The sequence below is a fragment of the Pseudomonas sp. JV245A genome, from assembly GCF_032424515.1.
GTDB classification, from domain to species: domain Bacteria; phylum Pseudomonadota; class Gammaproteobacteria; order Pseudomonadales; family Pseudomonadaceae; genus Aquipseudomonas; species Aquipseudomonas protegens.
In genome coordinates, this window is the sequence record NZ_VYKE01000030.1 from 40523 (window position 1) to 53568 (window position 13046).

The 13046-nt window shown below is 65.3% G+C and carries 4 protein-coding genes; all 4 read right to left on the bottom strand.

Features of this window, described 5'->3' with window-relative positions; translation table 11 throughout:
* Positions 1-11: 11 nt before the first annotated feature.
* Positions 12-1157: an EAL domain-containing protein gene (locus tag F6S12_RS11740; protein WP_161467464.1), complete on the bottom strand. Its 1146-nt coding sequence runs from the start codon at positions 1155-1157 to the stop codon at positions 12-14.
* Positions 1158-1438: 281 nt separating this feature from the next.
* Complete coding sequence (locus tag F6S12_RS11745; RefSeq protein WP_315868919.1) at positions 1439-2350, bottom strand: LysR family transcriptional regulator; 912 nt, start codon at positions 2348-2350, stop codon at positions 1439-1441.
* An 85-nt stretch (positions 2351-2435) separates the two neighbouring features.
* The gene (locus F6S12_RS11750; RefSeq protein ID WP_227454146.1) at positions 2436-2915 is read right to left on the bottom strand and encodes a hypothetical protein; all 480 of its coding nucleotides are present in this window, start codon (positions 2913-2915) and stop codon (positions 2436-2438) included.
* Positions 2912-13046: DUF637 domain-containing protein (locus tag F6S12_RS11755; RefSeq protein WP_409999839.1), on the bottom strand; the 10135-nt coding region annotated here is incomplete at its 5' end. The genes F6S12_RS11755 and F6S12_RS11750, both read right to left, overlap by 4 nt.

Here is a 13046-nt window from a genome sequence, read left to right on the forward strand (position 1 = left end):
CGCGCTGCGTCCTAGCTCTGGCTGAGCTGTCGCTGCGGCGGCCGGCTCAACGTCAGGACCCGGATCAGGGCGGCCGCATTCATCGGTTTGTGAAACAGAAAGCCCTGGGCCGCATCGACACCCAGGCGCTGCAGGTGCGCACGTTGCTTTTCGGTCTCGATGCCTTCGGCCACCAGCTCCAGGTTCAGCGCACCGGCCATCCCCACGATGGCCTCGATGATCCGGGTTTCCTTGGGCCCCGTAGCGTTGGCGACAAATCCGGAGTCCAGCTTGAGCTGGCCAAAGGGAATGTCCGCCAGGCGCATGATCGAGGAATGCCCGGTGCCAAAATCATCCAGGGACAGACGCACGCCACTGTGCACCAGCACACTGATGTTCTCGATGCACTGCATGCTCAGGACCAGAGCCTGGCGCTCGGTGATCTCCAGGGTCACCTGGCGTGTGGGCACCTGCGCCTCGTCGATCTGTTGCAACACCCGCAAGGCGAATTGCGGATCGCTCAGCTGGCTGGCCTCAATGTTGTAGGAGAACATCAGGGCATCGCCGCTGGCGTGGCCCTGCAACTGCCGCTGCAACGCCAGGCCCTGCTGCAACAGGCAATCGAACAATTGGCGATGGCCCTGCGGGCTGTCGAACAGGTCGAGAAAGAACTGCGGCCCCAGCACCCCCTTGTGAGGATGCTGCCAACGGGCCAGGACTTCGGCGCCGGTGATGCGCCGGGTCTTCATGCAGACCTGGGGCTGGAAAAAAGCCACGATCTGCCGCTGTTCCAGGGCCTGGGAAACATCCAGTTCAGCCACCCAGTCGTTGTTGGCGCAACCAGCTCCCGCCGCCCCTGGAGCATCGTCACGTGCATGGCCTTTCACCGTACGCTTGATGGCCAGCGCCTTGAGCAGCAAGGCGCTGATCTGCAGCGTGTCCAGCTCGCTGTAACTGCCGACGCAGTACTTGCCGGAACGCACGCGAAAGTTCGCCAGCCCCCAACGGATCGGCGCTTGCAGCGCTTCGCATTCCATCATCGAGAAAAAGCCGTGGTGCTCGCAGAGCCTGCGCAGGTAGGGGATGGCGTTCAGGGAGTGCAGCGAGTCGCAGATCACCAGGTCCAGTTCATCCAGGGCGGGCGGGAACTGAGCGCCGTCGCAGTCATCGCTGATCACTTGTACCCGAGCAAAACCGCAAGACGCGAGAATTCTTGAAAAATGTCGAACCCGAAAAGCGTTCGAACACAACAACAGTACGCTCAGCGTCGACATCACCGCGGCTCCGGATAAAAAACCATGCTAGCCAAATTGAACTCAACTGAGTTCAAGACACTTCGCCAATGGAAGTAGGAAATTTCTGAGACTTGGCACTTTCTCAAGAAATTCCGGAGCCAGAGCTGGTCGGCCGAGGTCGGCCCCACCTGGGCAGCGCCCCGTTTACCCGGAGTGCATGGCGACTATGGAGCACTGGCAATGGCCGCAATCTCCCTGCGCAACCATTGCAGGCCCGGCGCCTGTTGCTGCTGGCGATGCCAGATCAGGCTGACCTGCACCGGCGCCGCCAGCAGCGGCAGGCTGGCGATGCGGATCGGCAGCAAGGCGCAGAAATGCTCCGCCAGGTAGCGTGGCACGGTGCCCAGCAGGTCGGACTGGGCAACGATCAGCGGAATGCTCAGGTAGTTGGGCACGAACACCTGCACCTGGCGCTGGACCTTGGCCGAGCCGAGAACGATTTCCAGGGGCGAGCCGCGCCCACCCCGATCGGGAATCGCCACGTGCAGGCAAACCTGGTAGGCCTCCAGGCTCAGTTCCGGGGCAAAGGCCGGATGGTCGCGACGGCCGATCACCACCAGTTGCTCCTCAAGCAGCGGCTGGTAGCACAGGTCCGGGCTGTCGAAATACAGGTAGTCCACCGCCAGGTCGAGCATCCCGGCACCGAGCCAGGCGGCGATGGCGTCGGCGCTGTCGCTGCGCACCGCCAGCCGGACCCCGGGCGCTACCTGCTGCAGGCGTCGGGAAAGGGCCGGCAGCAGGCGCGCCTGGGCGTAATCGTTCATCGACAAGGTGAACAGTTGCTGGGCCGCCGCCGGCTCGAACGCCGCAGCAGGATCGAGGCCCTGCTGCAACAGGTGCAGGGCCTGGCGCACGGCCACATGCAGGCTCAGGGCCCGGGAGGTGGGTTGCATGCCGCGGGCGGTGCGAATGAACAGCGGCTCGTCCAGGTGCCGACGCAGGCGCGCCAGGGCATTGCTCACCGCCGGTTGGCTGAGGTTCAGGCGTACCGCGGCCCGGGACAGGTTCTGCTCCTGCATCAAGGCGTCGAACACCCGCAACAGGTTGAGGTCCAGGCGCTGCACATTGAGCTTCATGAATAATGCCCATCGAAATTATCCAGGGGCTGGATAATTCGCGGCGCCAGCCCCGGCTGTCAATAACGGCAGCCGGAGCAAGGGGTCAGTCAGCAACCCCTGGACCAGCATTGCTCTCGGGCAGGAAAAGGCGCGCTGCCAGCCAGCAGGTCAGGCAGGCAGCCACGAATAGCACCAGCATCTCCACCTGGTAGTCGGCGAACTGTGCCTTCTTCACGCCATGGACCACCAGGGCGATGAAGATCAGCGCCCATAGGCTGGCCACGCTTGCGCCCACCAGGGCCAGCACCGCACAGGCGCGCGGGCTGTGGTAGACCTTCATCAGCGTCACCCCCAGGGCGAAGACCAGGAACGGCAGCAGAAACGCCACCTGGGCCACCAGCGGTGCAAGCACCGGCATCAGCAGCAACTCGCCCCCCCGCACCTCCCCCAGCAATCGCGGGTTGCTGGCCAGGTGGGCCAGCAGCGTGACGAACTTGAAGGCGCCGAACACCAGCCCCAACACCAGCGGGCAGAAGAAAAACGCCATGAACACCCGGCGTCGCGGGTAAGCCGCCGCACTCATGGCGCACAGCCCTGGCTCTTGGAGTAGCCCAGCAATTTGCAGCCAAACTCCACCCGGGACTTGTAATCCAGAATATCCACGCCGCCATCCATTCCTTTTCGATCACCGATCATTATCTCGGGCATGATCGACGTATCGGTCACCAGCCCGGAAAGCCAGGTGAATGCACTCCGGTCGCCCATGTACTGCTCATGAATCGGCTGCAGGATAGTCTGTTCGCCTTTCAATTGCTTGATGTCCCAGGCGACCGGATCGCTGGTGGCCTTGTTGTAGAGGTTCTTGAAGTTCTCGAAGCCACCGGTGATCAGCGCATCCCCGGCTGCCTTGCGCCAGTCATAGACCGGCGCCATCAGCCGGCCGACACCAAAGGTTATGTACGAGAGGTTATCGTCGGCTCCCAGGCCGGTCCAACCGGCCCTGGACACCTCTTCCGCCCCACCGAACCACTTGGCACCAATCCCCATGTTCTGCTCGTAGACATGGCTGGCACCAAAGAAATTGGCCCGGTTGTCGATGGTGTTCAAGTAGGTCACCAGGCGCCCGGCAGCCCCTTCGGTGTTGTAGAGATAGTCGAAGGTGTTCTTCGAGGAACGGGTCACATCCTTGTTCATGATGTTCCAGGCATCCTTCATGGCCACGTACTTGATCGAGGCATTGACCGCCGCGCGGCAACTGTCGCTGGTCGGCGCCTTGTCGCAGAGGCTGCGCATTTCCGAGTCCAGCCACTCGCTGAGTTTCTCGGCCTTGGCCACCGCAGCCTTCTTCTGCTCATCGGTAGAGCAGGTACGTCCCGACAGGCAGTTGCCCACCTCGTCGAAGGCCTGGTGCGTCAGGTAGTTGTACTGAGTGCCATTGGCCGCCACCGCCGAGGCGATGCTCATGTCACCACCGGACGCCGACGCGCCGAGTACACCGACAATCTGCGACAGGGCCATCAGGTTGGCCTGGGCCTGGATGTACTCCGGCGAGCCGGGGATCAGGTTGTCCGGCAGCAGCTTGTCCCCCAGCACCCCCACCAGCAACTCGTTGGCACCACCGGCGATGGCGCCGGTGCGAAAATCACCGCCCATGGCTTCAGACAGCAGGCCGCCAAGCCCGGCATGCAGGGCGATTTTCGCCAGGCCGCCTTCGGTCAGGCCCAGGTCGCCGATCTTGCCGGCACCATAGGCCCCGCCAATGCTCGCCGCGGTGCCGGCAGCGGCGCTGGCCAGGTTGTCCTTGAAGCTGCCGCCATAGACCGCAGTCTTGATCAGGGCATCGGCCGTGACCTTGACCGCCACGGTCTGCAGGCTCTTGGCATCCAGGCCCATGGCGCTCGGGTTGTAGTTCAACCCCTGGGCCACTCCGGCGGTGGCTGCGGCCACTGTGTAGCCCTTGATGCTCTCCTTGGAGGTCACGTCCTTGAGGACCTTGCCCAGGTTGCCGCGGTTGTCGATGGTGCTGACCGTGGCCTTGGTGGCGACGTTCACCGCCACTGCCTGGAGCATGGTGTTCATCCCGGCCATCATCGGCCCCATCACCGCCGCCAGGGCGATGGCGATGATCAACTGCGCTGCCGGGCCCAGGCCCGAGTTGTTGTACTTGAAGGACTCGTGGATCTCCTTGACCTGGCGCCAGTCGACGTCGCCCCGGGCCTCGGCCTGTTTCAGCCAGGCCAGTTGCGGGTCGGCCTGGACCATGGCGTCGATGGCCTGGCTGACGCTTTTCTGGTCGATGTGCTTGATGTCGATCTTCAAGCCTTCCACGGCCTTGATGGTCAGGCTGCCGCCGGCCACCAGGCTGCTCTGGCGCAGGGTTTCATCGGTGTTGCCGCGGCCTTTGGAGGAATTCCAGAAGGCATTGTTGTTGCTCTTGGTGTGGCTTTCGTCGTGCAGATCCTTGACCCCTTCGAAGGTGATCGCGCCGCCACTGTCCAGGGTCAGGTCCTTGGCGCTTTCCAGCTTGGCCACCTGGTACTTCTGGTCGCCGCCGCTCTTGAGGGTCAGGTCGCCGCCAGTCGTGATCTCGCTGCCGATGTTGGTGACCTGGGTCACCTCGTCACGGCGGGTCTTCTTGGTGCCCCAGCTGCCTTTCTTCTTCATGTCGTACAGCGAGTAGTCGCTGTCCTGGGCCGCCAGCAGTTCCAGGTTGTCACCGGCCACCAGGTAGGCCTCGTTGCCGGCGCTGATACGGCTGGAGATCAGGCTCAGGTCCTTGCCGGCACTGAGGACCACATCGGCCCCGGCGGTCAGCGAGGTGCCGATCTGGCTGACATGGTCTTCCTGGCGGGTGACTTTCTTGGTCTTGGAGTAGCTGTGCTGTTCATCCGCCGCCGAGGCCAGGGTCAGGTCACCCGCCGCATCCATGGCGATGTTGCGCTTGGCCTCGATCTGGCTGGCGACTGCCGTCAGGTCGCGTCCGGCGCTGACCGCCAGATCCCTTCCGACGCTGACGCTTGAACCGTGCTGGGTGATGCTTTCGTTGAGGTAGCGGTCGCGGGTGAGCTTGTCGTGCTCCTGGGCCGATACCAGGTTGACGTCGCGCGCAGCGATCAGGGTCGTGTCGCCGCCACTGCTCAGCACCCCGCCGATGTTATTGATATCGCGACCGGCACCGACATTCAGGTCGTTGCGGGCCTCGATCCGCCCGGCGTTGTCGGCGTAGTCCAGGCGCTGGGTGGTGGAGCCCGGGTTGCTCTGGAAGGTGGTGATGCTGCGCTCGTTGATCACGTCCCCGGCCAGGGCGCGGACCGTCACGTCACGCCCGGCGATAATACCGCCGGACTGGTTGACCACGTTGTCCCCGGCCAGCAGGTTCAGGCGATTGCCCGCCTCGATCAGGCCACCGTTGATCAGGTCAGTCCCCGCCGTGGCACTGAGGTTCTCACTGGCGCGCAAGGTCCCGGAGTTGACCAGGTCCTTGCCGGCGATCAGGGTCACGTCGCGGCCCTGGACCAGCGCGCCATTGGGCGCCAGACGGTTGTTGGCGTTGGCCAGGTACAGCACTGGCACCAGCACCTTCTCGCCGTTCACCTCCTGCTCTTCGAGCCAGACGATGTCGTGGGTCAGGGCCGCCACCTGCTGGGAGGTCAGGGTCACGCCCACTGCCAGGTTGAGTGAATCCTTGCTGGCGATGGCGTTGTTCATCAGGTACTTGAACATGCCCTCATCGCTGTTCTGGCCATCGAGGAAACGCTGGCCGGTACGGGCCGTGACCGCTTGCTGGATCAGGCGCTGCTCGTAAAAACCATCACCCAGGCGCTTGGCGCTCTGGTCCGGGTCGTAGCCCAGTTTCGACAGCAGATAGTCCGAACCCATGAACTGCTTGAGGTCGGTGAGCAGCGGGTTGGTCTCGATCAGGTACTTGTGCGGATTGCTGCGCACACTGCTGTCCGGCAGGCCCTGGACGCGGTTGACGCTCTGGTTGCCAGCACTGCCCGTGGGCAGCAGCACGCCCCCCGGCGAATCCCCGGCCACGGCGTTCACCTGCACCGTCGCTGCGCGGCCATCGATGCCCGTGGCCTGGTGATCAACCAGGTTCAGGTCGCGAGCGCCCAGGGCCACTTGCGGCAGCGGCCGGTTGCTCAGATCCCGGGGCTGGACCGGCTCCGGACCGGCCTGGCGAGTGCTCAGTTCCAGGCTGGCGCCGCCCATGCTCCAGCTCTGCGCCGGGGCCGAGGGCTGCGCTGCGCCGCCCTGGCCGCTCAGGCGGAACAGGCCGTTCTGCCCGGATGGCAGGCTGAAGTTGGGCAGGCTCAGGGGGTTGACCTGCTGCTGCGCCAGGTCCGGCGGTAGCTGGGAGTGGAGCACTACCATCAGCGGCTTGCTGGAGGCGCCCACCGCCGTGTCGCGGGTGCTACCGCCCACGGCGATGGCATTCTTGACCACGCTGATATTGCTGATGTCGTTGGCTGCCGTGAGCCGGGCCTTGCCACCGGCCTGGATGATGGCCGGCGCGGCGGAAGTGCTCTGGGTCGAGGTCTCTACCGGCCGGTCGATGCCATAGAAGATCCCCGGGTTGAACTTGGCCACCAGGGCGGCGAAGTCCTCCTGGTTGAAGGCACTGCCCTGCGGGTGCGCCCGGTCATAGGCCTGCACGTCACGGGCCAGCTGGAAGAACAGCCCGCGATTGATCTTGACCCCGGCGCCGACTTCATAGCCGGAAGAACCGGACGCCACCAGGGAGGCCTGGTTGGTGATGGTGCCGCTGGTGATGCTCAGGTCATTGCCTGCCGACACGGTGCTGTAGCGGTTGAGGAAGCTGGTGCTGTTGACCGTCAGGTTGCCCCCCGCGTTCAGGGTCGACTGCGGCGAGTCGCTGGTCACCACGCCTTCCACCGTCCGGTAGATAAACACCGGCCCCCGGACCCAACTGGCGCCACCGCCGCAGTGCTGGACGCAGCGGATGGTCATGCGGCCATCGGTGATCTGCTGGCTGGCTTCGTATTTTTCCCGGTCGTTGACCAGATCCAGTGCAGCGATATTGATATCGCCGCCGCTCTGGATGTTGCCGGAGATGTTTCTCAGGTTTTGGGCCGAGGTGCCTGCCGCCATGCCGGCCACAGTCAGGCCGCCCAGGCTGTAGAACTCGCCATAGCTGTTGGTCAGGGTATTGACGTTGAAGCCGGCGTTCTGGCCGCTGAATACGAAACCGTGGTCGTTGACCAGGGTCGGGGTGGTCAGGTTCAGGTCCTGGGCGGCGCCCAGGGTGCCGGTGTTGAGCACGCCGCCGGCATTCACCGAGAGTCCGGCGTTGGAGGTCAGGCGCCCGGCGTTGTTCAGTTGCCCGGCGACCGTGACCTGGGTACCGCCGCCACCGGCGATGCTGCCCGCGGCGCCAAGGTTGAGCTGGGCCGCGCCAAAGCCAAGGGTGCCCAGGCTGGATACCCGGCCATTACCGGAATAGGTGCCGCCGATCTGCAGGTCCAGGCTGCCATCGCTGGCCAGCAGCCCGTCGTTGTTCCAATTGCCGCCCCGGGCCTGCAAGTGCTGGCTGGCCAGCAACTGGCCAGCGGCGGTCTGGCTGAAGTGGTTGACGTCGAGGTTCAGGCGCCCGGCCTGGATCACGCTACTGTTGGTCCAGCTGTCGGCGGTCAGCGTCAGCCCGCCCCGGGTGACCAGGCTGCCGCCGGCATTGATCACGTTGCCGGTGGCGATATCGAAGTTGCCTTCGCCCAGGTGCAGCAGGCTGCCACCCTGATTGAGGAAACCCGACGCCGCCAGGATCAGGTCGGTGTTGGCGGATTCCAGCAGGCCGTTGCGGTTGTCGAACAGCCCGCCGATCTGCAGGTCGGTCTTGCCGCCAGGGGCCAGGGCCCGCAGTTTGCCGCCCTGGTTGTCCAGGCTGGCGCCGCGCAGCGCCAGGCTCTCGCGGCTTTCAATCAGGCCGCCCTGGTTGACCAGGGAACCGTTGAAATCCAGGTCGATGTGCTGGCCGTTGATCTGCCCGGTGCTGTTGTCGAGCTGATTGCCGCTGGCCTTGACCCGCCCGCTGGCATACAGGCCGCCGTGGCTGTTATCCACCCCGGCGCTGCCGGCATTGAGCAGCAAGTCGCCACCCTTGGCCGCCATGCGTCCGGCGCCGTTGTCGAAACCGGCCAGGGCTTGCAGATCCAGGCGCTGGGCCTCGGCCTGGCCGCCTTGGTTGTTCAGCACCCCCGACATCCGGGCCTGGAACAGCCCCTTGAGGCTGGACAGCACACCCGCGCGGTTATCCAGGCTGGCGCCTTGAATGTCCAGGTCTCCATCCTCGGCAATCAGCTTGCCGCCCTGGTTATCGATGCCCCCGGTCGCTGCCAGGGTCTGGGCCTTGGCGCTCTGGATCGCGCCCTTGGCATTGTTCAGGCTGCCGGCGCTCAGGCTCAGGCCGGCGTCGCGGCTGTAGATCAGGCCGTCATTCTGGTTGCGCACCTCGCCACTGACGTTGACCTGCAGCGCACCGTTGGCGGCCAGGGTGCCGCGGTTACTGTTGTCCAGGCTGTTGCTGAACAGAGTCATCAGGTTCTGGCTGACCAACTGCCCGTCCTGGTTGTCGATGCGGCTGGAACGCTTGAGCAGCAACGGGCCGCTGGCGGCCAGCTTGCCCTGGGTGTTGACCAGGGCACCCAGAAGATCGAGGGTCACCGCGCCTTCACCGCGCAGGTTGCCACCCTGGTTGTTCAGGCTATTGCCGGTGAAGTTCAGGCCGCCCACGGCGCTGAGGCGGCCACCCTGGTTGTCCAGGTCGCCGGCGCCGATGTCGAGGCTGGCGCTGCTTTCAATCAGCCCGCCCCGGGCGTTGTTCAAACCTCCACTGCCAAGGATCAGTTGCTGCTCGCCCTTGCTGGTGACGATACCCTTGTCGCTGTTGTCCAGGCTCGCGGCCTTGAGGGTCAGCTGACCCTGGCTGGCCAGCCCGCCTTGCGCACTGTTGAGCAAGGCGCCGCTGAGGTCGATATTCAGATCCCCCAGCAGGCTCGACAAGGTACCTTGCTGGCGGTTGTCCAGGCTGCCGCCGCTGACCTTGAGCCCCTGCCAGCCGGATATCAGGCCCTGCTGGTTGCCCAGGTTCCCGGCCTCGACCCCAAGCTGCTGGTGGCTGATCAGCTTGCCGCCACTGTTGTCCAGGCTGCGCCCGGCCAGGTTGAAGCCCTGGGTGCTGGAGATTTCCCCGGCCTGGTTCTGCAGGTCCCGCAGCCCGGCAATGCTCAACACGCCCTGGGTGTTGATCAGGCCCTGGCGGTTGTCCAGGTCCGAGCCTTGGCCCCCCAGGTCGATGCCCACACGGGTGCCGCCGAGCAGGCGCCCACCCTGGTTGTCCAGGCCGTTGGCGCTGATCTGCAGCGGCCCGGCGGCCTGGATCAGGCCCTGGTTGCGCAACGGGCCAGTGACCCGCAGGTCCAGTTCGCTGTCGCTGAGCAGCGAGCCGCTGTGGTCCAGGCTAGCGGCATCGATCTGCAACGCGGCGGCGGCGATCTTGCCCTTGAGCGCGGTCAGCGCGCCCTCGATGCGCAAGGTCAGGGCCTGGTTGCTGAGCAACTGCCCGGCGCTGTTGTCCAGGCTGCGGGCGGCCAGTTCGAAAGCCTGCTGGCTGGAGATTTCCCCCTGACGGTTGTCCACCGCGCCGAGGTTGCTCAGCAGTAGCACACCGGGGGCATTGATCAGGCCGCCCTGGTTGTTCAGGGTGCCATGGTTCAGGTCCAGGCTCAGGCGGCTCTTGCTGAACAGCTTGCCGCCCTGCTGCTGCAACCCGGTGACCGAGGCCGTCAGGGCCTTGGCGCTGCCGATGCTGCCCTGCTCGTTGTTGACCTGGGCAGCGTTCAGGCTCAGTTCATCACCGCTGTTGAGGTTGCCGCCCTGGCTGTTGTCCAGCGCTCCGGTAGTGAGTGACAGCCGGCCCTTGGCGCTGATGATGCCCTGCTGCTGGTTGTCCAGCCGGGCACTGGCCAGGGTCAGGCCCGCGTCGCTCAACAACTTGCCGCCCTGGTTGCTCAGGGCCTGCCCGGCGCTGACCTGCAAGGCACCACCACTGGACAGGCTGCCCCGGTCGTTGTTCAGGTTGCGGGCCTGGATCGCCAGGCGGCCTTCGCTGCTGATCCGGCCTTTGCGGTTGTCGAGGTCTTCACCCAGTTCCAGGTCCAGGCGCTGGGCCCCCACCAGTTGCCCGCCCCGGTTGTCCAGGCCGATGCCGCTGAGGCTCAGGCCCTGGTCCGCGGAAATCAGGCCCAGGTTCTGGTTGAGCACCCGGGCCACCTTCAGGGTCAGGTCACCACTGGCCAGCAGGCGGCCCTGGTCGCTGTTGTCCAGGCGCTCGCCGCTCAGGTCGATCTGCCGGCTCGACACTTCACCGCCGCGGTTATCCAGTCGCCCGACCTGCAGGTCCAGGGCGCGGGTGGCGCCCACCAGCCCCTCCTGGCGGTTGTCCAGGCTGGCGGCCTTGAGGGTCATCTGCCCTTCGGCCAGCAGTATTGCGCCCTGGTTGTTAGCGTGCCCGCTGACCTGCAGTTGGCTGTCGCCACGGCTGTGCAACTGGCCGTCGCGGTTGTCCAGACTGGCGCTGCGGCTGTCGATGGCTGCAGCCGAGATCAGCCCCTTGACGTTGGCCAGGGCCTGCTCGATGCGCAGGGTCAGGGCCTGATTGCTCAGGAGCTTGCCGGCACCGTTGTCCAGTTCCCGGGCGTTGAGGCTGAAGGCCTTGGCCCCGGAGATTTCACCGCTGCGGTTGTCCACCCGGTCGAGGTTGCGCAACAACAACTGCCCCGGGGTGTGCAGGTTGCCGCCCTGGTTGTCCAGCAGGCCATGGTTCAGGTCCAAGGTCAGGTCGGCGTTGCTGAACAGCTCGCCGCCCTGCTGCTGCAGACCAGTGATGCTGGCATTGAGGGCCTGGTCGCTGCCGATCCGGCCCTGGTTGTTGGTCAGTTGGGCAGTGGTCAGGGTCAACTGCCCGGCACTGGTCAGGCTGCCGCCCTGGCTGTTGTCGAAAGCGCCGGTGCCCAGGCGTGCATCGGCCTTGGCGCTGATCACGCCCTTGTCGCTGTTGTTCAGGCTGGTGCTGTCCAGGGTCAGCCCCTGCTCGGCGACGATCGAGCCACCCTGGTTGAGCAGCGCCCCGCGGCTGTCGAGGCTCAGGGCCCGGGCACCGGTCAGGCGTCCGCCGCGGTTGTCCAGGCTGCCAACCTTGAGGGTCAGCAGGTCTTCGCCGCTGATCAGGCCGCGCTGGTTGTCCAGGGTTGCGCTCAGGGTCAGCAGCAACGGCTTCTGGCTCACCAGCTGGCCGCCGCTGTTGTCCAGGCTGTCGCCACTCAGGGTCAGCCCTTGCTTGCTGAACAACAGCCCCTGGTTCTGGTTGATGACCCGGGCCACCTGGAGCAGCAGGCGCTGGTCCGCCAGGACCTTGCCGCCATCACTGTTGTTCAGCCCCTGGCCGTTGACCTGCACTTCCCCCTGGCCCGACAGTGCACCACCACGGTTATCCACCTCGACGACGTCCAGGGTCAGGGCCTTGAGGGAGGCCACCAGGCCCTGGTCCCGGTTATCCAGGGACTGGCCCTGCAGATGCAGAGCGCCTTCGGCCACCAGCTCGCCGCCATGCTGGGCAAGGCTGTCCACCTGGGCATGGAGTTCGCCTTTGCTGGCGATGCGGCCAGCGTGGTTGAGCACCTCGCCGCTGTTCAGCGTCAGGGTTGAAGTGGCGCTGAGCAGACCACCGCTGTTGTCCAGGCGGTTGCCTTCGACGGTGACGGCGGTCCGGCTTTCCAGGCGGCCCTTGTCGCGGTTATCCACGTCACGGCTGTGCAGGCCCAGGGCCTGATCGGCACGTATCACCCCACCGCGGTTGTCCGCACTCTCGCCGCGCACCACCAGGGTGTCGCTGCCGGAAATCCTGCCCTTGCGGTTGTCCAGTTGCCCGGCCTGTACTTCCATGGCCTGGGTAGCCTGAATCAAGCCCCTGTCCTGGTTGTCGAGACGCCCGGCGACCTGGACCTCCAGGCGCTTCTCGCTGCGCAGGTTACCGGCCTTGCTGTTGTCCAGGGATGCGGCCTGCACCTTCAGCAAGCGCTCCGCCCCCAGGGCACCGCCACGGTTGTCGATGGCCCCGCTGGCGTTGATATCCAGGGTTTCACCGGCCATCACCAGCCCGGCGACGTTGTCCAGCGCCGCCAGTTGCAGGCGAACCTGGCTCAGGCTACTGAGCTCACCGTGACGATTGCCCAGGTGGCCGACATTGGCCTTGAGCTCACCATCACTGGTGATCAAGGCGTTGTGATTCAGCAGTTGCCCGGCTTGCAGCACCAACGCATCGCTACTGAGCACCCGGCCCTGATTCTGGTTGTCCAGGGTGCCGGCACCGAGCGTCACCTGACGTTGCCCGCTCAAGGTGCCTCCCCGGTTGTCCAGGGCCTGGGCGGTAGTGATCGTCAGATCGCGACTGGCGACGATGCTCTTGCCGCGGTTGTCCAGATTCTGGGCGGTAAGGGTGATGTCCGCGTCGGAGTTGCGGCTATTGTCGGCATTGACCCCGGCTTCGATGATGCCCTTGTTGGTCAACTGGCCACCGCTGTCGAGGGTGATGCGGTCCCGGGCGGCGAGGGTTTTCTGGCTGCTCAGGTCACCCTTGGTCTGCACCTTGAGCTCGCTGCCGGCGTAGACCGCGCCCTGGGCCTCCAGGCTGCCG

Coding starts and splice junctions, on each gene's coding strand:
- F6S12_RS11745 (WP_315868919.1), bottom strand. CDS start 2,350: ATGAAGCTCAATGTGCAGCGCCTGGACCTCAACCTGTTGCGGGTGTTC.
- F6S12_RS11750 (WP_227454146.1), bottom strand. CDS start 2,915: ATGAGTGCGGCGGCTTACCCGCGACGCCGGGTGTTCATGGCGTTTTTC.